Genomic DNA, 21083 nt, shown 5'->3' with positions numbered 1-21083 from the left:
TCACCAGCATCGCCAAATACACACACTGTTTTGCTTCAGGCAACCACCGATAAGGGCCCTACGAGTGGCAAAAACTTTTCTGCGCAGCGGCAATCTGGATTCGGTACTGGCACTGGGTGAAAACGGCCAGCCGGTCTGGGCTTCTGCCCTGCAAATCCGTGAAACACTGCGTTTGCGCCGCCAGACGGCGCTGGCAAACTGCCTCGCCATTCCCCAGGCCAACGAACGTGGGGACCGCCTCGACTGGTATGCGCCCTTTAACGGCAAAGTAAAATCCTGGCGCGGTGCCAGCGATCATGAGCGGCAAAAAGCGCTGGAACTCCTGACGCTCAATCAGCAGGATTTACTGGCTGCAAGTCTACGCGCGCGTGACGCGGAGAATCCGGCGATGCGCCTATTTGGTGCCCTACTGAGCAAGACGCTGCAGTTCCCGGATCAGCAGTACGTTTATCTGGTCGACGGCAAACCCGTCATCACCTTCTGGGGCTTTGTCGATCCGCAGGCGCGCTCACGCGATGACGCACTGGCCTGCCTGCGCGACAGTCTGGAGGAGGATTTACCGCCGTTGCTGCCAGAACCACCGGCTGCGGTTATCGTGGCACCGGTTATTGCGCCTTTGATTGAAGTGCCTGCCGTTTTGGCTGCACCCGTGGTGGAAGAGCCCGTTGAGATCGCCCAGCCTGAACCCGAAGCGCCACAACCCGCACCTGAGCCTGAGCCTAAAGTTGAACAGCCGCCTGTTCGCCGCCCTTCCGCATTGCGTCCATTGGCATTGCTGCTGCCGGTTGCCGCCGTGGTTGCGGCTGGCGTAGCGTTCTGGCTGCACAGCTCAGCGCCTGAAGCCACACCGCCAGCTCAGGTTGCCGATGCACCGGCTCCCGTTTTCACGCCACCGCCAGTGGTCGCGAAAGCTGAGAAACTGGCCGCCACGCTGCCGCAAAAAACCGCCACGGTCACCGCTGCGCCTGTGCCTGCCGCGCCCCCTGCGCCGCCTGAGGTGATTGCTGAACACACCGAACCGGCCAAGGCCGACGATCTGGTGATGACCACCGAAGATGCGCGTATTGGTTCCGTGAAGTTTATCAACGGCACCTGGCGCGTGATATTACGACAGACTAACCTGCCAACCGGTAAGCCACCGAGCCTGCGCTATCAGCTGCGCAACGGCAAAGGCATCGCCACCATTACGCAAGGCGACAACATCCGTTGTAAAGCCGATGTCACTGCCGCGATGACGGTGGACGGCACCATGGTGGTACGCAGCCGCTATACTGCGACCTGCAGCGACAAATCGCGCTACCGCATGCCGGAACTGGTGTGTAAAGCCGGTGATGGCATTGCCAGTTGTACTGCGCAGTACGGCGCAGATCAGGTCTTCCCGTTGACGATTAAGCGTGAGAGTAAGTAAACATGTTGGCTCCCCTCATCGATGACAAACAAAAAATCACGCTGATTGAAGATAGCGGTGTGCAGTTTCTCGATTTTGGCTTACGTCTGCCCGCCTTGCAGGCGCGCCGCCAGTTCGTTCGTCAAACCGCTAACGGTCCGCTGCTGCGACTGAACGTGGACGGTAACAGCGGCAAATTTTTGCTCTATCCCGAAGATGGCGGTGCAGCAGAGGTGGTACGTCCCGAGTCGGACATTGCACTGGCAGATTCGTTAACGCTGCTGGCGCATCAATGGCTGCCGCTGCCGGTACTGCGCTGCACCAGCGGCCGCCGTTTTATCGGCGGGCCGGATAACTGGGCACGCCTGCACCTGGCACCGCTGGCACAGCCCGATGCCGCAGGTAACACCCATCGCATTACGCTGGCGTTTGACACCCGTATCGTGCCGGAACAGGACGGCGGCGAACAGCACGGTCTGAGCAAAGCCGATGCGCAAAACGGCGTGAGTTTCGCCCTTGCCTGGCACAACTATGAACTGGGTGAGTTTCTGGACCACACCTGGGTGGATGGCTGGCTGCGTGAAACCTTTACTCAGCAGGTCAACGCGCTGGAATCTCGCCGCGAGCAGGAGCTGAATCAGGCGCTGCGTGAGTTTGAGTATCAGGCACACTATCTCAACCTGCTGGAGCTGCTGGGTGAGCAGTTGGATCTGGCCGAGATCTACATTCAGGCCACCTCGCTGCAAACCCCGGCGGTGAATGTCGATATCATCCTCGACGTTGGCAACTCGCACACCTGCGGCATTCTGGTGGAAGACCACGCTGAAGAAAGCAACGGTCTGCGCCAGACTTACGAACTTCAACTGCGCGACCTTTCTGAGCCACATCAGGTCTACAACGAGCTGTTTGACAGCCGTCTCGAATTCGCAGAAACCCGCTTTGGTAAAGCAAACTTCTCGCTGGAAAGCGGCCGCGAAAATGCCTTTATGTGGCCATCGCTGACGCGCGTTGGCCGTGAAGCCAGCCGTCTTGCACTGCTGCGCGCGGGCACAGAAGGCAGCACCGGTCTCTCCAGCCCGCGCCGCTATCTGTGGGATGAAGCACGTTATCAGCCAGGCTGGCGCTTTAACGCCCATGGCAGCAGTGATGAGCCACAGGCAACTGCGCTGCCTTTCACCCTGTTGCTGAATGACGAAGGCCAGCCGCTGCACGCGCTGGCGGAAGACGATCGCCTGCCGGTGTTCTCGGCCAGCTACAGCCGCAGTTCGCTGATGACCTTTATACTGTGTGAGCTGCTGGCTCAGGCGATGATGCAGATGAACAGCGTGGCACAGCGTCAGCGCATGCCGCAGAGCCAGGCTCCGCGCCAGCTGCGTCATGTGATCCTCACGCTGCCTTCCGCGATGCCGAAACCGGAACGCGAGATTTTCCGTCGTCGCATGCAGGAAGCCATCGCGCTGGTGTGGAAAGCCGAAGGCTGGCATCCGGCTGAGGAAGATTTCAGCGTGCAGAGTCAGGCGAAAAGCCTGCGCCCGGTGCCGGATGTGCAGATGGAATGGGATGAAGCCACCTGCGGACAAATGGTGTGGCTGTTCAATGAAACCCAGGTGAACTTTGCCGGGCGTGCGGAAGATTTCTTCAGCAGCATGGCGCGTCCGGATCGTCCACGTGAAGTCGACGAAGTACCGGGCAAAAGCCTGCGCATCGCTTCTATCGATATTGGCGGCGGCACCACCGATCTGGCCATCACCCAATATCGCCTGGACGATGGCCAGGGCAACAACGTCAAAATCACCCCGCGCCTGCTGTTCCGTGAAGGCTTTAAAGTCGCAGGCGACGATATTCTGCTGGATGTGATTCAGCTTTGGATTCTGCCTGCACTGCAACAAAGTCTGCAGAAGGCTGGACTGACGCTGGCCGAACCGCTGATGAACAAGCTGTTCGGTCACGACAGCCGTATGGATGGGCAAGCCACGCTGCGTCAGCAAGTCACCCTGCAGCTGTTCATCCCGCTGGCGCAGGCCGTGCTGGAACGCTACGAAAATTGGGATCCGCTCGACAGCCACAGCGAAATCAATGCGCTGTTCGGTGAGCTGGTGCCACAAAAACCGGCCAGCAGCGTGCTGGCGTTTGTTAACGGTGAGATTCAGCGCACGCTGGGCGGCGACAACCGCTTCGATCTGCTGGATGTGCCTTTGGTGGTCAGCATGGCGCAGCTGCACGGTGAGTTCCTGCAGCATCGTATGGCGATCATCCCGGCCCTGCGTGCCATGTGCGAAGTGGTGTCGCTGTATCAGTGCGATGTACTGCTGTTAACCGGCCGTCCTTCGCGCTTCCCCGGCATTCAGGCACTGGTACGCCATCTGCAGCCGCTGCCGGGCAGCCGTATTTTGTCGCTGGAAGGCTATCACACCAGCGACTGGTATCCGTTCAACAAACAAGGCCGCATTGATAACCCGAAATCCACTGCTGCCGTCGGCGCGATGCTGTGCCTGCTGGCGCTCGATCTGCGTCTCAGCAGCTTCTGGTTCCGTGCGGGTGATTTCGAGCCTTACTCCACCATTCGCTATCTCGGCGTGCTGGATGAAACGGCCACGCTGAGCGATGACAACCTGTGTTACAGCGAGATCGACCTCGACAAAGGGGATTTTGCACTGGATCGTAAAAGCAGCTTCCGCATTCGCGGCAACGTCTGCCTCGGTTTCCGTCAGCTGGATAATGACCGCTGGCCAGCTTCACCGCTGTACAGTCTGAGCATCACCGATCCGCATCTGGCACGTAAAGTCGCCGGCGAAAGCATCCTGCGTATCAAGCTGGCGGTACAGCCGGGGCCGGACAACTTTGGTCCGGAGCGTCTGGTGCTGAGCGATGCCCGCATGGATGACGGCACTCGCGTGCCGCTTGAACAACTGAGTCTGAAACTGAATACGCTGTCTGCGACCGGCAATGCCAACGCGCAGTATTGGATTGACAGCGGGAGCGTCTGCAAACGATGAGAACTGCCAAGAGAGCCACCTCTGTTACGCCCGCCAAACGTCTGAGCCTAATGCAGGAGACGCTGGACGGCGCACTGAACTGGATTGAAACCCATCAGGCGCAGGCACCGCGTCTGGCACTGGAAGCGGATACGCTGCGGCTGCAACTGCGCCGCGCGCGCGTGGAAAGTCATGCGCTGGCGCGTCAACTGGCACGTCCGGTGACGCTGGCGATGTTTGGCCAGTCACAGGCGGGCAAAGCCTGGCTGTTGAGTGAAATGGTGGGCGATGCGCAGGGCCAACTGATGGCGCGTCTGGGCGATAGAATTGTGAACCATTTCCAGAACATCAATCCCGGCAATCTCGATTTTGCCATTGCCACCCGCTTCAGCCACCAGCGTGAAACCCAGTCCAGCGCCTGGCCACTGGAGATGACGCTGCTCAATGACGTGGAGCTGATTCGTCTGGTGCTGGCCTGTGCCAAAACTGAAGCTCAGCCAGACAGTGCAGTGATCGATGCTGCGCTGCAGCGTTTACAGCGCCATCGTCAGGACGAGCCGCAGCCGGGCCTCGACAGCGATGCGTTGATTACATTGTGGGCGTGGAGCCGCCGCCAGCATCGTCACGCCGAGGTACTCGATCGTCACTTCTGGCCACAGGCGGTGGAACTTGCTCCGTGGTTAAACGTCGATGACCGCATTCAGCTGTTTGCGCTGCTGTGGCCTAATCAGGTGGCACTCAACGAACAGCTGCGTAATCTGATGCACCTGCGTCATCAGCTGCGCCAGGCACCGCGCCTGCTGGCACCGCTGAGCCTGTTAACCGATGACGCCTCGCTGCCTGCGGAAAAACTGATCAGCAACGATGCCGACTGGCAGGAAATGATTGAAGTCTGCCCGATTGTCGCCAATCGTGTCGCTAAACCGCAGCAGGTGCCGCTGGGCCTGCTGGCGTTGCTGACGCTGGAAATCACCGTTCCGCTGAATTCAACGCCACGTCAGGCGCTGTATGACGAAGCCGATATGCTGGAGCTGCCAGCGCCCGGTCAGCCTGCCGACGTGGGTCAGCAAGAAGATTTAGCCCAGCTGCGCAAACGCGATCCTCTGCGGGCGGCGCTGCTGGAGCAGAAACGCGCAATGCTGCCGGGACTGTATGCCGCGCGTCAGGGCATCGACCTTATGCTGATCTGTACCGCCGCCAGCCAGCGTCAGGATACCGACATTGCGGTTAACGCACTGCGCGAATGGCATATCCATCAAACCGTAGCGGCCAGCGGTGAAAAGCCACGCCTGATTTGGGCGATTACCCCGCACGATGCGCGCTATCAGCAGCAGCAGATTAATGTTGATGAAGCCGTGCAGCGTCAGATTGGACAACCAGGGCAAAGCTGGGGTTCCATGCTGGCACTCGATCGTGCCGGTGTCGATCGCATGGGCAGCTGGCTGCAGGACGAAATGCAGCCAGAAGCACGTCGTGATCGTCTGGCCCAGCAGTTAAGCACCTTGCAGCAGAAGCTGGTAGAACGTTTGCAGCCATGGACTGAATCTACCGCTACGCCAGAACAGGCAGCACGTAAGCAGGCGATTTCCGATACCTTGCTGAAATGCTTGCAACATCGCACTGGCCTGCACGGCGAACTGCTGGAGCGCTTGCAGCCTTCGCGCGAAGCGGTGCGTCAGCTGTGGCTGAGCCAGAGCAGCAGCACTGTCGTGCAGCACAGCGCGAAAACCGCTGCGGCTGAGCAGAGCTATTTTGGTATTGGCTTTGAGTTTGACCTGTTTAAAGATGAACCGGTGGCCCCTGCGGAACCGCGTAACAGCAGCGGCCAGCGCGATCAGCAATTCCCGCAGCAGGTGTTTGCGCTGTGGCTTGAACATCTGCGACAGTTGCCGGAAAGCCGGAGTTTGCTGACGCTGCTGAACGTGGATAAGCCGACCATGGAATTGCTGGTAGAAGAGCTGATTACCGCCAGCTTCCGCCTGAAGGTATTAAGTAAGCTGCAAAGCGCGCTTAACGAACCGGATGCGCAGGCCAGCGCGCATGAAGCGCGGACCGATCGTCAGGTCTCGCGCGCGATGACGGTGTTGGGTGATTTTGTCGCCTGGCTCGGCTTCCTGCAGCGTCCGGAGAGCGAGCGGCCTGAGAGTCGCGTTAATCGCGGACAAACCATCTTCGCCCGACCGCCTGCGCCGAGCGTGAGCTTCTCGCCAGGTCAACGTTTAACACGTTTGTCAGCCGCACCCGCCAATCATACCGCCTATTATATCTATGACTGGCTGGTGGGATTAAATTCGGTGATCGTGGAAAACAACGGCTATACCGGCGGCAGCGATCTGCCCGCCAATGCCCGTCAGATGCTGGCGATACTACTGTTGCCGCTGCACGCGTAATCAGTCATGAATCAGGCGCAGCTCGCCTCGCAGCTGCTGCGCCGCCTCTTCCATCAGCGCCAACACCGGTGCAAACTCCGCCTCGCTCGCCTGTGCAATATGATGTAAATGCAGTTCAGCCGGCAGCGCAATCCCGCCCGTCAGCCAATCCCACAGTGCATCCAGATTGCAGCCAAACTCCCCGCTGCAGCCGCTTTGCGCCACAAACTCACGGTAGAACGCCTGCCGGCTGGCCAATTGCTGGAAATCAAAAGAGAGCGTCAACATGGTTAGTTCACCTGTTTGAAGCTGCGATAGTGATCGGTGGTCAGAAAGATCAGCCCATCTGAAGAGTAAAGCAGACGATCGGCGTCGCGGTGGCCGCAATCGTAATTCACATCGGCCTCATACCATTGCCGCCCCGCTTGCATTGGCAGGCGCTGTTCACGATTGCTAAAACGATCGCCACCAATGGCGCGGCCCGGCAACACCGTGCACAAGTCGCCTTTGCTGGGGTTCCAGCCCTGACGGCGTGCTTCACTTTTGGTGAGATAAAGATCCGGCAACTGATGATTTTGCTGTAACCACTGCGCCACCGTGTGGGCATCGGTGAGTTTGGCAATATCTGTGCCCTGTGCAGCGGTTTTACCGGTTAAATGCGGCTTAAGCCCGGCCCAGGTAGCGGCCAGCGCGAGAATAAGTCCAATCCAGAGTTTCTTTGACATAGTGACATCCCGAAGTGCAGGACGCCGATAATAGCAGGATTATCGTGAAGAAGAACGCGGGCCAGCATGGCTGGCCCTGGCGGAGGTGTTACTGCATCGCACTCGCGGCTGGCACGGCATGTCGACGCCATGCGCCTGGCGCCACGCCATACTGACGTTTGAAGCTGCGATTAAACGACTGCTGCGAATCAAACCCCAGTGAAATCGCCACATTAAGGATCGGTTCGTTGGTGGTCGTTAAACGGTCCGCCGATTTTTTCAGTTTCTTATTACGAATGTACTCACCCAGCGGGTAGCCGGTGTGCTCTTTGAACATACGCTGCAGGTGCCATTTCGAATAACCGGCGCGCCCTGCTACGGTGTCCAGATCCAGACGTGCTTCAATGTTGTTATCAATCCAGTCGATCAGATCGTGAATAAATGCGTCGCTCATCATCCCATTTTCTCCCGTCGCCTTAACGAACAGTATCAGTATCAGTTGCAATTACACTTTAAGGGTGACTGACTATGACATTTAATGCAAGTTTTATTATTGCATTAAATGCCGCACTCGCCGTAGGGGCTTTCCCCCGCTGAAACGAATTGATCAAAACAGCACATAAAGTGTATCAGATATTCTTGCAGATGCAGTTTGCAGCAGCCTACACTCATCGCGTTTTAATGCAATCTTAAAAGTTGCAGATTTTTCGTACATGTCCTTTCTTTTTTCACACCAACGCGGAATAACAACAATGCATCTGCAAACATATGGGGTTCGTCGGGCAGTAAGCCTGTCAGGAGTGATGTTGCTGGGAAGCCTGCTGGCCGCTTGCGATCGGGGTGTGGCGCAAAACGCCCCGCCACCGCCGCCCGAAGTGAGTGTCGCGCAGGTGGTCGAACAAAAAGTCAGCCAATGGGATAGCTTCAATGGTCGCTTTGAAGCGGTGCAAAGTGTGCAACTGCGCCCTCGCGTTTCCGGCTATATCGATCAGGTTAACTATCGCGAAGGCGATGACGTGAAAAAGGGTCAGGTGCTATTTACCATTGATGACCGCACCTATCGCGCGACGTTAGAGCAGGCACAAGCTGAACTCGCGACCGCGCGCAGTCAGGCATCGCTGGCGCGCAGTGAGTCGGCACGCACCGATAAACTGATTGGCACCAATGTGGTATCCCGTGAAGAGTGGGAACAGCGTCGTTCTGCAGCGAGTCAGGCGCAGGCCAATGTGCTCTCCGCGCAGGCCGCCGTTGATATGGCGCAGCTGAATCTCGATTTTACCCGCGTCACTGCCCCGATTGATGGCCGTGCCAGCCGCGCGATGATCACCACCGGTAACCTGGTGACCGCCGGTGACAGTGCCAGCGTGCTGACTACGCTGGTGTCGCAGGATCGTATGTACGTCTATTTCGACGTCGATGAAGCCACCTATCTGCAGTATCAGGCGATGGCACGTCAGGGACAAAATCGCGGTTCGCTGCCGGTGGAAATCGCGCTGACCGGCGAGCAAGGTTATCCGCATCGTGGCACCGTTGACTTCCTCGACAACCAACTCACCGCCAGCACTGGCACCATTCGCATGCGTGCCACGCTGGATAATCATGAACGTCAATTCACGCCCGGTCTGTTTGCCCGCGTGCGTCTGCCCGGCAGTGCCGCGTTTAACGCGCTGTTGATCGACGATAAAGCGGTGCTGACCGACCAGGATCGTAAATACGTGTATGTGGTCGATGCGCAGGGTAAAGCCGAGCGTCGCGATATTCAGGCTGGCGAGCTGGCTGATGGCCTGCGCATTGTGCAATCCGGTTTGAAGCCGGGTGACAAAGTGATCGTCAATGGCCTGCAGAAAGTCTTCATGCCTGGCATGCCGGTAAAAGCTCAGCCGGTGGCAATGCGCTCCGCTCAATAATAATCGAGACTGCCTGTTATGGATTTCTCCCGCTTTTTTATCGACCGACCGATTTTCGCGGCGGTGCTGTCGATCTTGATATTTACCACCGGTCTGATCGCCATACCGCTACTGCCGATCAGTGAATACCCCAACGTGGTGCCACCCAGCGTGCAGGTGCGTGCGGAATACCCTGGTGCCAACCCCAAAGTGATTGCAGATTCGGTGGCGACGCCGCTGGAAGAGGCGATCAACGGGGTCGAAAACATGATGTACATGAAGTCGGTGGCCGGTTCTGATGGCGTGCTGGTCACCACCGTGACCTTCCGTCCGGGTACCGACCCAGACCAGGCGCAGGTTCAGGTGCAAAACCGTGTGGCGCAGGCGGAAGCGCGTCTGCCGGAAGAGGTGCGTCAACTCGGTTTGACCACGCAGAAGATGTCACCGACGCTGACGCTGGTGGTGCACATGTTCTCGCCGAAGGGCAAGTATGACTCACTTTATCTGCGTAACTACGCCACCCTGAAGGTGAAAGATGAGCTGGCGCGCCTGCCAGGCGTTGGTCAGATTCAGATCTTCGGGGCGGGCGAGTATGCGATGCGCGTCTGGCTCGATCCCAACAAGGTTGCGGCGCGTGGCATGACCGCTTCTGATGTGGTGAGCGCCATGCAGGAGCAGAACGTGCAGGTGTCTGCCGGTCAGTTAGGTGCAGAGCCGACCAAAAAGGCCAGCGACTTCCTGCTGTCGATCAACACCCAGGGCCGTCTGGAGAGCGAAGAGCAGTTCGGCAATATCATCCTGAAAACCGCCGATGACGGCTCGCTGGTGCGCCTGCGGGACGTGGCGCGCATCGAGATGGGTTCCGGTAGCTACGCCCTGCGCTCTCAGCTGAACAACAAGGACGCGGTCGGCATCGGTATCTTCCAGGCACCGGGCGCCAACGCTATCGATCTGTCTAACGCCGTGCGTGACAAGATGGCCGAACTGGCCACTCGTTTCCCGGACGATGTGCAGTGGGCCGCACCGTACGATCCAACCGTGTTCGTGCGTGACTCGATCCGTGCCGTGGTGCAAACGCTGTTTGAAGCGATTGTGCTGGTGGTACTGGTGGTGATCCTGTTCCTGCAAACCTGGCGTGCATCGATCATTCCGTTGCTGGCCGTGCCGGTTTCGGTGGTGGGAACGTTCAGCGTGCTTTACCTGCTGGGCTTCTCGCTCAACACCCTCAGTTTGTTCGGGCTGGTGTTGGCGATAGGTATCGTGGTGGATGACGCCATTGTGGTGGTGGAGAACGTTGAGCGTAATATTGCGATGGGACTCTCACCGACGGCGGCGGCGCATCAGGCGATGCGCGAAGTGTCGGGGCCCATTATCGCGATTGCGTTAGTGCTGTGTGCGGTATTCGTGCCGATGGCGTTCCTGTCTGGTGTAACCGGTCAGTTCTACAAGCAGTTTGCGGTGACGATTGCCATCTCCACGGTGATCTCCGCCATTAACTCATTGACGCTCTCTCCGGCGCTGGCGGCCAAGTTGTTGAAAGCCCATGATGCACCGAAAGATATGCCGACGCGTCTGATTGATCGCTTACTCGGCTGGATTTTCCGTCCGTTTAACCGCTTCTTCCAGCGCAGTTCCGATGGCTACGAGTCGATGGTCGGCAAAACCCTGCGTCGTCGCGGTGCGGTATTTGGCGTTTACGTCATACTGCTGGCGGGCGCGGGCTTTATGTTCCACACCGTGCCGGGCGGCTTTATTCCGACGCAGGATAAGCTGTATCTGATTGGCGGCGTGAAAATGCCAGAAGGTTCATCACTGGCGCGTACCGATGAAGTGATTCGCAAGATGAGCGAAATCGGCATGAACACCGAAGGCGTGGCCTATTCGGTCGCCTTCCCTGGCCTGAATGCCTTGCAGTTCACCAATACGCCGAATACCGGCACCGTATTCTTCGGCCTGAAGCCGTTTAATGAACGTACCCGTACGGCTGCGGAAATTAACGCTGAAATCAACGCGAAAATCTCCAAAATCCAGCAGGGCTTCGGTTTCTCGATTATGCCACCGCCGATTCTGGGTCTGGGGCAAGGTTCGGGTTATTCGCTGTATGTGCAGGATCGTGCGGGCTTAGGTTACGGTGCGTTGCAAACCGCCATTAATACCCTTTCCGGTGCGGTGATGCAGACGCCGGGCATGATGTTCCCGATCTCCTCGTATCAGGCCAACGTACCGCAGCTGGATGTGCAGGTGGATCGTGATAAAGCTAAGGCGCAAGGCGTTTCGCTGACCGATCTGTTTAGCACCTTGCAGGTGTATCTGGGTTCTTCTTACGTCAACGACTTCAACAAGTTTGGTCGTACCTGGCGTGTGATGGCGCAGGCGGACGGTGATTTCCGTAGCAGCGTACAGGATATTGCCAATCTGCGTACCCGTAACAATCAGGGCGAGATGGTGCCAATCGGCAGTATGGTCAACATCACCACCACTTACGGCCCCGATCCGGTGATTCGTTATAACGGCTATCCGGCGGCGGACTTGATTGGTGATGCCGATCCACGCGTGCTCTCTTCAGCGCAGGCAATGGAGAAGCTGGAAGCGATGTCGGGCCAGGTATTGCCGAATGGCATGAACATCGAATGGACCGACCTGAGCTATCAGCAGGCCACTCAGGGCAACACGGCGTTTATCGTCTTCCCGGTTGCGGTACTGCTGGCGTTCCTGGTGCTGGCGGCATTGTATGAGAGCTGGACGCTGCCGCTGGCGGTGATCCTGATTGTGCCGGTCACCATGCTGTCCGCGCTGGTTGGCGTGTGGCTCACCGGCGGCGATAACAACGTGTTTGTGCAGGTAGGGCTGGTGGTACTGATGGGGCTGGCGTGTAAGAACGCCATTCTGATCGTCGAATTCGCCCGTGAGCTGGAAATGCAGGGCAAAGGAATTGTCGAGTCGGCGCTGGAAGCCTGCCGCCTGCGTCTGCGCCCGATCGTGATGACTTCGATTGCCTTTATTGCCGGTACCGTTCCGCTAATTCTGGGTGAAGGTGCCGGTGCCGAAGTGCGTGGTGTCACCGGGATTACTGTATTCTCCGGCATGCTGGGCGTGACGCTGTTTGGTCTGTTCCTGACGCCGGTGTTCTATGTGACGTTACGTAAACTGGTGACGCGAAAGCAGCCGGATGCGGAAGTGCAGACGGTGTAAATCTGTTTTAGGGTAAATTGCGGCGGCCAGAGATGGCCGCCTTTTTTATAAGGGAACGAAGAGCTGGAAGCAGGCCCCCGGCGCGGGTTTCAGGGCAATATCACCGCGATGCAATTGCAACATACGACGAACGATGACCAACCCCAATCCACCATTATCACGACGGTCAGGATCGATAATGGAGGGGCGTTCAAACAGGGTCTGACTGACTTCCGGTGAGATACCTGGGCCGTTGTCTTCCAGCTCCATCATCACGTTCTCCCCTTCCAGCCATAAACGCAGGGTAATGTTCCCACCCGACGGCGTATGACGGATGGCATTATCCACCAGGTTGGTCAGAACACGCTCTATCATCGACATATCCGCGTCGATCATGGGCAAACCCGACGCGATATCAACCGACAAATTCAGGCGGGATTTCTCCAACGCCAGCTCAAATTTCTGTATCACGTCCTGAACCAAATCCGGCAGCGAAAACCGTTCGTACTGTGGCGTGACAACACCATGTTCCAGCCGCGCTAACTCAAACAGTTGCTGCGCGAGCATGCCGACCTTTTCACTTTGCGTCAGGGCAATCTGTAAATATCGGCTGCGCTCCGCTTCAGTCAAGCTGCCAGCTTTCACTGCCAGCGTCTCCAGATAACCCTGAATCGACATCAGCGGCGTGCGCAAGTCATGCGAAATGTTGGCGACAAATTCACGACGCTGCTGATCTTTCAGCTCCAGCGTCTGTACCTGAGCATCAATACGCTGCGCCATATCGATAAAGGCGTTTTGCAACTGCGCCACTTCATCCTGTTGCGGGGAATGAGGTAGCGCGGCAAGGCGTTGTAGCGCATCCTCACCCGCTGTCACCTTTTGTGTCAGCTGTCGCACCGGTCTCGTAACCCAATAATAGGCGGCCGCACCAGCCATCAACCCGAGCAGCACAATCACCACCACCGACCCAAGCATGGCGCTGCGCAGCACGGACATTTTAACGCCCTGCTGCAGATGTTGATAATTCTCCCCCTGCAAAATCACATAGAGATAACCCACCGTTCTGTTGCCATCCAGAATAGGCGCAGCGCTGAACACTTTGAGCGCGGAAGGTGAACGAGGATCCTCACCATACACCGGCAGTGGCGCCCCATTCAGCCACTTTTGCAGTGGACGCACGTCGACCCGATCGCGATGGACATGGCCGGCTGGCGCATCATTGGCCAGAATCTGTCCTTGCGCATCCAGCAGGTAAACTTCAACGCTCGGGTTGTAGGACATCATCTGGCCGAACAGCTGCTTGAGTGCCGGAGCATCGGTGTTTCCGGCATTCATCAATGCGCTACTTTTGGCAATAGAAGCGGCCAGATTTCGCGATAAATTCTGCATCATGGCATCGCTGTATTGCTGGCGGTTGTTGTCCTGAATCAACAGGATCAGCGCACTACTGATTAGTAGCATCAGGGCAAAGACCAGCGTCAAACGCTGAGTGAGTGACAGACGTTTCATGTAACCTGATCTCCCTCACCCGGCACCACGAATTTGTAGCCCTGTCCCCACACCGTAAGAATCCAACGTGGCTCAGCTGGCGTCGCTTCAATTTTGAGGCGTAATCGGTTGATATGGGTGTTAACCGTGTGCTCATAACCTTCGTGCTGGTAGCCCCACACCAGATTCAGCAAGCTAAGTCGCGAAAAGACCTTTCCTGGATGACGGGCAAAATGGTAGAGCAGCTCGAATTCACGAGGCGTCAGCTCAATTAGCGTCTGAGCCAGCCGAACCTCTCGGGCTACCGGGTCAATACTCAGGCTGCCAAGACGCAGGTTTCCCGCATCCTGACGCAAATTTTGGCTCATCGCTTCCTGGCGGCGGAAAAGTGCTTTAACGCGCGCCACCAGCTCCAGCATCGAGAAGGGTTTGGTCAAATAGTCATCAGCGCCCAGTTCCAACCCCAGTACGCGATGCACTTCACTGGCGCGAGCGCTGATCATTACAATCGGCGTGTAGTGCGGCATATTGCGTGCACGACGGCACAGTTCCAGCCCATCAACACCAGGCAACATAATGTCAAAAATCAAGGCATCCCAACGCTGGCTTTCCAGCAGCTGACTGCCACTATCACCATCCGCAGCATGCGTAATATCAAAGCCCTCGTCACGCAGATGAATGTGCAACAGCTCGGCAATATTGCCATCGTCTTCAACGATTAAGATCTTCTTCGCCATGTTGACCGCCTCAATGAACATCCTTTAAATCTTATACAGAATTGCCCCCCGGAGTTATCACATTTTGTTTAACTCTGCGTGAGGACTCTGTGATCAATATCGGCGCAAAGTCTCTTCATTCCAGACGGCATAGCAATATGCAGAGGTGCAGAGTGAAATGTGCTCCCGATAAAAAGGTTCATCCGTTGTGGTTGAGATTGACTCACTGGATCAATGCCGTTGCGATGACATTAATGATTCTCAGTGGCTGGCGGATTTATAACGCGTCTCCTTTATTTCCATTTGATTTTCCCAATAGCTATACCCTGGGAGGATGGCTGGGTGGTGCACTGCAATGGCATTTTGCGGCGATGTGGCTTTTTGCCGGTAATGGCGTGCTCTATCTGACGCTGAATCTTCTGAGCGGACGTTTTCGCCAACGTTTTCTGCCCTTAAGCATGACTCAATTAGTAAAAGATGGCCTATCTGCATTAAAAGGACATCTTAGCCATCACGATTTACGCCAATATAATATGGTGCAAAAATTTGCGTATTTGCTGGTGGTCATTGATGGCATGTTATTAGCCTTTTCAGGGTTAGTCTTGTGGAAGTCGGTGCAATTTCCGTTTTTGCGAGAAGTATTGGGCGGCTATGACACGGCTCGCTTCATTCACTTTTTTGCCATGGCTTTTTTATGCGCCTTTGTTGTTATCCATCTGATCATGGTGGCACTGGTACCTAAAACGTTATTATTGATGACACGCGGACGCTAAAAATGACGATGAAAAAGATTGAACGTCCCAGCAGTGAAACTGACGCCCTATTAAAAGACGCCACCACGATTCTGGCGAAAAAAATGTCTGGCCATTCACGACGTCAATTTCTGCGCATGGGCTTGACTGCGGGCGGTGTGGCGTTGCTGACCGGGTGCGACATCGACAATAATCCTGACATCGAAAACATTTTAAGCCGCATGTCACGTTTTAATGACCGTATTCAGGGATGGTTATTCAGCGGTTATCAAATGGCGCCAGAATATACCCTAAAAGATATTACGCGGCCCTTCCCGTTTAATGCCTTTTACGGTGAAGAGGATATTCCGCAGGTAAACGGTGATGATTACCAGTTGCAACTGAGCGGACTGATACGTGATAAACGCAGCTGGCGACTGCCTGAGTTATATAAATTATCTCAGCATGAACAAATCACCCGCCATATTTGTGTAGAAGGATGGAGTGCCATTGGCCGCTGGGGCGGCGTTCGATTCAGCGACTTCCTGCAACTGATTGGGGCTGACACCAAAGCGAAATATGTCAGCTTTCGCTGTGCCGATGATTATTACACCAGCATTGATATGGCGACGGCATTGCACCCGCAAACCTTATTAGCACTGAGTTGGGATGGTCGGATATTACCGCCGGAATACGGTTATCCCATGAAATTACGGATTCCGACCAAACTGGGCTACAAAAACCCCAAGCATATTATTTCAATTGAAATCACCAACCGCTTTACCGGTGGCTACTGGGAAGACCAGGGCTATAACTGGTTTGGCGGCAGTTAATCTCCCCAAAACCCTGTAAGGAAATGAAGATGAAAAAGATTATTGCAACTGTATTCGCTGGCGCACTGTTGATGGCTTTCTCTGGCGCTTATGCTGCTGACAATATGGCCAAAGATGGTATGCAGAATGAAAGCGGTATGTCGCACGACGGCATGAAAAAAGACCACATGAAAAAACCGATGAAGAAACATGACAGCATGAAGAAAGATGGCATGTCTAAAGATGGCATGGCTAAAGACGGTATGGCGAAGGATGAGATGTCTAAGGACGGGATGTCTAAGTAACAGTGTCAGTTACCGGGCGTATGCCCGGTAACTGTTTTACTGATATCAGCGGGATTTTTTACAAAGGTCTTCGATTTCGAGATCGGGCAGTTCATCGCAGCTACTGGTGTCGTGTTTTTTCAGCTCAGCCAGTGCGTCAGCCACCGTACGCGTCTCCAGCACTTTCAACGAGGCTTCTTCCGCCTCTTCAGCAATCGATTTGAAGTACCAGCACAGGTTGGCACTCACCAGACAACGCGGTGCGACATCAGGGCGTGAAGCCCAGAGTTTTTTGTCTTCAATCACAGAGGTGTAAATATCGCGCAACGTGATCTCTGCGGCCGGACGCCCGAGGTGAATCGAACCAGTACGGCCAAGCGTAGAGACGATGATGCCATCGCGAGTTAACGGAACCATCAGTTTCCGAATGAAACTGGGGTTCGCTTCAAGACCATACGCCAAAATAGCACTGGTCGAGCGTTTGCCCAGTTGCTCCGCCATCGCTACGCTCAAAACCATCTGCAAAGCTGTCGGGAAGCGGTAATCAAGCATTTCTGTATCCTGAGTTGCGGTTTATCTTATTGTTTTTTTGCCGCGGCAGTGAGTAATCAATGAGCAATAAATATAACAAACACTGTTGCTTTTTAGAAGCGAGCTGCTGTGATCAAGGCACGTATTCATCATTTGATCAGGCAGAAGCGCACAGGCTGCTTAGTTTACGGCTCCCTTTTGCGGTTGCGGATTGGGCGCGGGCAATTTTTGCTTTAGCACGCCCACCAGCACCACATTCACGAACGCCAACAGGCACAGCAGCCATAATGTGGCATTCGCCCCAAGCTGCTGAAAAACATATCCCCCTACCAGCGGCGTTAATGCCTGACCAATCAGAGCCGGACGCGCCATGCGCCCTACCACAATGGCGTAGGCCTCTGGTTTGACCATCACCAGCGGTAAAGTTCCCCGCACTATCGCCCGCAAACCATTTCCGGCGCCGTATAGCACCATACTGACCAGCGCGAACTGCGGATACAGGGTCAGCAACAGCAATCCGATGGCCACCAGTCCTACCGAGAAAAACGTCGTCCAGATCGGATGTCCCCGTTTGAACGCGATATCCACAATACGTGACCCAACCTGACAAGGACCCAGAATCGCGCTGATGGCTAAGGCGGCGGTCAATGAGTGGCCGCTGGCTTGTAATAGACTAATCAACTGCACCGAAATAGCGGTCATGATCACTGAAGCAAGGGTAAAAATGCTGCATAGCAGCCAGAATAGCGCCGGTGCCAACTCACCACTGGCGTTATGCTGCTTTTTCGCCGTTTTCACGATGGGTTTAATCGGCGCAGGCAGTGCATACCAGTAGGCTGGCAACACGGTGAGACATAACAGCGCGGCGATGGCGAAACAGGCGCCGCGCCAGTCAAGCCAGTGAATCAGCAACGCAGTCCCCGGCCACACCAGCGTGGTGCAAAAGCCGGAGATTAAGGTAATGCCGGTAATCGCGCCACGAGCCTGTCCACCATAAAGCGTTCCGAGGGTGGCAAACAGGGCGTCATATAAACCCATCGCCATTCCGATGCCGATAATCAGCCAGGCAAACAGAAACAGCAGCAAATGGTGACTGAATCCCATAATCACCAGGCCCAGCGCCATCACCGCCCCGCTCGACGCCAGCAGCACGCGCCCATAGCTGCCCGCAATCAGGCGGCCACTTAAGGGGGCTAGCAGGCCAGAAACCAAAATGCCTAAGGATAATGCGCCATACACCCACTGCTGTGACCAGCCGGTTTCCGCGACGATCGGATTCGCCATCACGGCCATAAGATAAAACGAACCGCCCCACGAAAGGATTTGAACGCCTCCCAGTGTCACAATGGCAGGAACCGCAGGTTTAGGGTGATGCTCCACGACAGGTTTCCGTTAGCAGGCAAAGCATTGTTATAACATGTTCATCCTGCTGGAAAAATGTTTGTGTGCCCTGCTTAGCGAAATCACGTTTCAGAGTGGAAGATTGGCACCAAATACGATAAGTTAAATGGTATGTTGTAACTATGGAGCGTAACATGTCTCGCTATGATTTAGTGGCTGATTTGCACGAGTGCGTCAACGCACTGGAACGCGGTTTAAGTAGCCTGCGCCAGCAAGTCGAACAGCAGCCGTTGCTGATCGCGCGCGCATTCAGCTTGCCCGAAATCGAGAAAGGCCACGAGAATGATGAAATTGAGCGTATCGCCGTGACTCAACATCTCGGGCAGAAAGCGCGAGACATGGCGCTGGCTCACTACTGTCGTCTGTTTATGCAGCATCAGTCGGAAAAACTCAGCACCAAGGCTGCGGTGCGTTTGCCTGGCGCCATCTGTATAGAAGCGGATGAAGCCGTCAGCGAGCACATCAGTCAGCAGGTGGCCGATATCAATGCGCTTAAGCTGCGCCTGGAACACCTGATTACCGTGGAGTCGGGGCTGCCGAGTGAGGCACGCTTTGAATTTGTTCACCAGCATTTGCGCGGTTTAATCACCCTGAACGCCTATCGCAGTGTGACCCTGCTGCACGCGCCGGATAGCCTGCGCTTTGGCTGGGCCAACAAGAACATCATTAAAAACCTGACCCGTGAAGCCGTGGTCGAGCAGCTGGAACGCAGCCTAAAGGCAAACCGTGCGCAAGCGCCCTGGACGCGCGAACAGTGGGCCGAGAAGGTGCAGCAAGAACTGGAGATGATTTTGTCACTGCCCGTCGATGCCAAACTGAAAATCAAGCGTCCGGTTAAGGTCCAACCAATTGCCCGCGTCTGGCGCGCCAGTAATAAGAAGCAGGTGCAACTCGCCTGCCCTTCACCGCTGCTGGTGCTGTGTCGGGATAAAACTCAGGTACCGATTCTAGGGGAATTGCTGGACTACGATGCCGATAACGTCACGCATCGTCATAAGCCGCTAGCGCTGCCGCTGCATCTGGTGATCCCACGGCTGCACTTGTGGAGTGACAAGCTTTAATGAAGAAGCGGCCCTAAGGCCGCCTCTGTCATCGCCAATCATCGCTGAACTGAGCGGCATTCCCCCTCAGTTATCGCAATAATTATTGCTTCATGCTGCCAACCATTTCTTCAGGACGCACCCACTCGTCAAACTGCTCTTCAGTCAGATAGCCGAGCTTCAACGCTGAGCCTTTTAGCGTCAGCCCTTCTTTATGGGCTTTCTTAGCGATTTCCGCCGCTTTGTCATAACCGATATGGGTATTCAGCGCCGTCACCAGCATCAGCGACTCGTTCAGCAACTGATCGATACGCTCGCGCACCGGTTCGATGCCTACCGCACAGTGATGGTTGAAGCTGTCCATCCCGTCGGCCAGCAAGCGAATGGACTGCAGGAAGTTGTGGATCACCATTGGACGGAACACGTTCAACTCAAAGTTGCCCGAAGCACCACCAATATTCACCGCAACATCGTTACCCATCACCTGGCAGCACAGCATGGTCAGCGCTTCACACTGGGTTGGGTTCACTTTACCTGGCATGATTGAGCTGCCCGGTTCGTTCTCTGGAATGGCAAGTTCGCCAATACCACAACGCGGACCCGATGCCAGCCAGCGCACGTCGTTAGCGATCTTCATCAGTGAAGCCGCCAGACCTTTCAATGCGCCATGTGCATGCACCAGCGCATCACAGGTTGCCAGCGCTTCAAATTTATTCGGCGCAGTCACAAACGGTTGCTGTGTCAGATCGGCCAGCGCTTTCGCCACGCGCACCGCATACTCGGGATGGGTGTTTAAACCGGTGCCCACGGCGGTGCCACCCAGTGCCAGTTCGGCCACGTGTGGAATGCTGTGTTCGATGTGCTTGAGGTTATGCTCCAGCATCGCCACCCAGCCAGAAATTTCCTGGCCCAGCGTCAATGGCGTAGCATCCTGCAGGTGGGTACGACCAATCTTCACGATGTCTTTGAAGGCTTCAGACTTCTCGCTCAGGGTCTTTTTCAGCACATGAATTTGCGGAATCAGCTGCTCCCGCACGGCGATGACCGCGGCCACGTGCATGGCGGTGGGGAACACATCGTTGGAGCTTTGGCTCTTATTGACGTCGTCGTTTGGGTGCACCAAACGCGACATGCCACGCTCGCCGCCGAGAATTTCACTGGCGCGGTTGGCCAGCACTTCGTTCATGTTCATGTTGGTCTGGGTACCGGAACCGGTCTGCCAGATGGCCAGCGGAAACTCTTCACTGTGTTTATCAGCCAGCACTTCGTCAGCCGCTTTCAGAATCGCTTCTGCACGCTCAGCCGGAAGCAGGCCGAGATCGCGGTTCACCTGTGCTGCAGCGCGTTTGGTCAACGCCAAAGCATGCACCAGTGCAACGGGCATCTTCTCGGTTGAGATACGGAAATGCTCCAGCGAACGCTGGGTTTGTGCCCCCCACAACTTATCTGCCGGTACTTCGATCGGTCCCATTGAATCTTTTTCAATGCGATTCGCTGCCATGACTACGTCTCCTTAGCTCAGATTAGAGGTTTCCGCTCAGGTCGTCTTCCCGCGACGCCGTTGAGCGAGCAAGATTGTCACACACAA

17 protein-coding genes are annotated in these 21083 nt (G+C 55.8%); 9 read left to right on the top strand and 8 right to left on the bottom strand.

Going from position 1 to position 21083, the window contains the following annotated elements:
- Nucleotides 1-64: 64 nt before the first annotated feature.
- The 3 genes from FD744_RS02725 to FD744_RS02715 are packed head-to-tail and all read left to right on the top strand — an operon-like array spanning nt 65 to nt 6752.
- The gene (locus tag FD744_RS02725) at nt 65-1408 is read left to right on the top strand and encodes an SrfA family protein (RefSeq protein ID WP_160867229.1); all 1344 of its coding nucleotides are present in this window, start codon (nt 65-67) and stop codon (nt 1406-1408) included.
- A 2-nt stretch (nt 1409-1410) separates the two neighbouring features.
- A complete protein-coding gene (locus FD744_RS02720; protein WP_160867228.1) occupies nt 1411-4383 on the top strand; it encodes a virulence factor SrfB in 2973 nt (990 codons plus the stop codon).
- Complete coding sequence (locus FD744_RS02715) at nt 4380-6752, top strand: virulence factor SrfC family protein (RefSeq protein ID WP_160867227.1); 2373 nt, start codon at nt 4380-4382, stop codon at nt 6750-6752. Before FD744_RS02720 ends, FD744_RS02715 begins: the two co-directional genes overlap by 4 nt.
- Here FD744_RS02715 and FD744_RS02710 read toward each other — a convergent pair whose 3' ends face one another.
- From FD744_RS02710 to FD744_RS02700, 3 genes are all read right to left on the bottom strand, one after another.
- On the bottom strand, nt 6753-7019 hold the full coding sequence (locus FD744_RS02710) for a barstar family protein (protein WP_038647177.1): 267 nt from the start codon (nt 7017-7019) through the stop codon (nt 6753-6755).
- A gap of 2 nt (nt 7020-7021) precedes the next feature.
- Complete coding sequence (locus tag FD744_RS02705; RefSeq protein ID WP_160867226.1) at nt 7022-7456, bottom strand: ribonuclease domain-containing protein; 435 nt, start codon at nt 7454-7456, stop codon at nt 7022-7024.
- Nucleotides 7457-7544: 88 nt separating this feature from the next.
- Entirely contained in the window at nt 7545-7892 is a 348-nt protein-coding gene (locus FD744_RS02700; RefSeq protein WP_034827340.1) for a helix-turn-helix domain-containing protein, read from the bottom strand.
- 295 nt (nt 7893-8187) lie between these two features.
- On the opposite strand from FD744_RS02700, the gene FD744_RS02695 reads away from it, so the two are divergent.
- Together FD744_RS02695 and oqxB are read left to right on the top strand one after the other, a co-directional pair.
- Complete coding sequence (locus FD744_RS02695) at nt 8188-9342, top strand: efflux RND transporter periplasmic adaptor subunit (RefSeq protein WP_058960001.1); 1155 nt, start codon at nt 8188-8190, stop codon at nt 9340-9342.
- Between the two features lie 18 nt (nt 9343-9360).
- Nucleotides 9361-12513, top strand: coding sequence for a multidrug efflux RND transporter permease subunit OqxB (gene oqxB / locus FD744_RS02690; RefSeq protein ID WP_160867225.1), 3153 nt, complete (start codon nt 9361-9363; stop codon nt 12511-12513).
- A gap of 45 nt (nt 12514-12558) precedes the next feature.
- Here oqxB and FD744_RS02685 read toward each other — a convergent pair whose 3' ends face one another.
- Together FD744_RS02685 and FD744_RS02680 are read right to left on the bottom strand one after the other, a co-directional pair.
- Nucleotides 12559-14001 carry a HAMP domain-containing sensor histidine kinase gene (locus FD744_RS02685; RefSeq protein WP_160867224.1) on the bottom strand — a complete coding sequence of 481 codons (1443 nt, stop codon included), beginning with the start codon at nt 13999-14001 and terminating at the stop codon, nt 12559-12561.
- Nucleotides 13998-14717, bottom strand: coding sequence for a response regulator transcription factor (locus FD744_RS02680; RefSeq protein WP_237449323.1), 720 nt, complete (start codon nt 14715-14717; stop codon nt 13998-14000). The genes FD744_RS02685 and FD744_RS02680 overlap by 4 nt, the downstream gene beginning before the upstream one ends.
- 137 nt (nt 14718-14854) lie before the next feature.
- On the opposite strand from FD744_RS02680, the gene FD744_RS02675 reads away from it, so the two are divergent.
- From FD744_RS02675 to FD744_RS02665, 3 genes are read left to right on the top strand one after another with little or no spacing between them, the layout of a single operon-like run.
- Nucleotides 14855-15469, top strand: a complete 615-nt coding sequence (locus FD744_RS02675) for a cytochrome b/b6 domain-containing protein (RefSeq protein WP_058960005.1) — start codon at nt 14855-14857, stop codon at nt 15467-15469.
- Between the two features lie 8 nt (nt 15470-15477).
- On the top strand, nt 15478-16260 hold the full coding sequence (locus tag FD744_RS02670; RefSeq protein ID WP_202403392.1) for a molybdopterin-dependent oxidoreductase: 783 nt from the start codon (nt 15478-15480) through the stop codon (nt 16258-16260).
- Between the two features lie 29 nt (nt 16261-16289).
- The gene (locus tag FD744_RS02665; protein ID WP_160867222.1) at nt 16290-16544 is read left to right on the top strand and encodes a pentapeptide MXKDX repeat protein; all 255 of its coding nucleotides are present in this window, start codon (nt 16290-16292) and stop codon (nt 16542-16544) included.
- Nucleotides 16545-16589: 45 nt separating this feature from the next.
- Here FD744_RS02665 and FD744_RS02660 read toward each other — a convergent pair whose 3' ends face one another.
- Together FD744_RS02660 and FD744_RS02655 are read right to left on the bottom strand one after the other, a co-directional pair.
- The gene (locus FD744_RS02660; RefSeq protein ID WP_034827354.1) at nt 16590-17075 is read right to left on the bottom strand and encodes an Rrf2 family transcriptional regulator; all 486 of its coding nucleotides are present in this window, start codon (nt 17073-17075) and stop codon (nt 16590-16592) included.
- A 159-nt stretch (nt 17076-17234) separates the two neighbouring features.
- Nucleotides 17235-18434, bottom strand: coding sequence for an MFS transporter (locus FD744_RS02655; protein WP_160867221.1), 1200 nt, complete (start codon nt 18432-18434; stop codon nt 17235-17237).
- A 155-nt stretch (nt 18435-18589) separates the two neighbouring features.
- Between FD744_RS02655 and tus the strand changes: the two genes are divergently transcribed.
- Nucleotides 18590-19516, top strand: coding sequence for a DNA replication terminus site-binding protein (tus, locus tag FD744_RS02650; RefSeq protein WP_160867220.1), 927 nt, complete (start codon nt 18590-18592; stop codon nt 19514-19516).
- 82 nt (nt 19517-19598) lie between these two features.
- Here tus and fumC read toward each other — a convergent pair whose 3' ends face one another.
- Complete coding sequence (gene fumC, locus FD744_RS02645; protein ID WP_034827360.1) at nt 19599-20996, bottom strand: class II fumarate hydratase; 1398 nt, start codon at nt 20994-20996, stop codon at nt 19599-19601.
- Nucleotides 20997-21083 lie beyond the last annotated feature (87 nt).

Origin of the sequence: Pantoea sp. Taur (assembly GCF_009830025.1) — a bacterium.
GTDB lineage: Bacteria > Pseudomonadota > Gammaproteobacteria > Enterobacterales > Enterobacteriaceae > Pantoea > Pantoea communis.
Note: the sequence above shows the minus strand (reverse complement) of the source record. Positions and strands in the feature narration are given on the sequence as shown.

Bases quoted from the DNA above. Each gene is read 5' to 3' on its own strand.
- FD744_RS02720 (WP_160867228.1), top strand. From the start codon at position 1,411: ATGTTGGCTCCCCTCATCGATGACAAACAAAAAATCACGCTGATTGAA.
- FD744_RS02715 (WP_160867227.1), top strand. From the start codon at position 4,380: ATGAGAACTGCCAAGAGAGCCACCTCTGTTACGCCCGCCAAACGTCTG.
- FD744_RS02710 (WP_038647177.1), bottom strand. From the start codon at position 7,019: ATGTTGACGCTCTCTTTTGATTTCCAGCAATTGGCCAGCCGGCAGGCG.
- FD744_RS02705 (WP_160867226.1), bottom strand. From the start codon at position 7,456: ATGTCAAAGAAACTCTGGATTGGACTTATTCTCGCGCTGGCCGCTACC.
- FD744_RS02700 (WP_034827340.1), bottom strand. From the start codon at position 7,892: ATGATGAGCGACGCATTTATTCACGATCTGATCGACTGGATTGATAAC.
- FD744_RS02695 (WP_058960001.1), top strand. From the start codon at position 8,188: ATGCATCTGCAAACATATGGGGTTCGTCGGGCAGTAAGCCTGTCAGGA.
- oqxB (WP_160867225.1), top strand. From the start codon at position 9,361: ATGGATTTCTCCCGCTTTTTTATCGACCGACCGATTTTCGCGGCGGTG.
- FD744_RS02685 (WP_160867224.1), bottom strand. From the start codon at position 14,001: ATGAAACGTCTGTCACTCACTCAGCGTTTGACGCTGGTCTTTGCCCTG.
- FD744_RS02680 (WP_237449323.1), bottom strand. From the start codon at position 14,717: ATGGCGAAGAAGATCTTAATCGTTGAAGACGATGGCAATATTGCCGAG.
- FD744_RS02675 (WP_058960005.1), top strand. From the start codon at position 14,855: ATGCAGAGGTGCAGAGTGAAATGTGCTCCCGATAAAAAGGTTCATCCG.
- FD744_RS02670 (WP_202403392.1), top strand. From the start codon at position 15,478: ATGAAAAAGATTGAACGTCCCAGCAGTGAAACTGACGCCCTATTAAAA.
- FD744_RS02665 (WP_160867222.1), top strand. From the start codon at position 16,290: ATGAAAAAGATTATTGCAACTGTATTCGCTGGCGCACTGTTGATGGCT.
- FD744_RS02660 (WP_034827354.1), bottom strand. From the start codon at position 17,075: ATGCTTGATTACCGCTTCCCGACAGCTTTGCAGATGGTTTTGAGCGTA.
- tus (WP_160867220.1), top strand. From the start codon at position 18,590: ATGTCTCGCTATGATTTAGTGGCTGATTTGCACGAGTGCGTCAACGCA.
- fumC (WP_034827360.1), bottom strand. From the start codon at position 20,996: ATGGCAGCGAATCGCATTGAAAAAGATTCAATGGGACCGATCGAAGTA.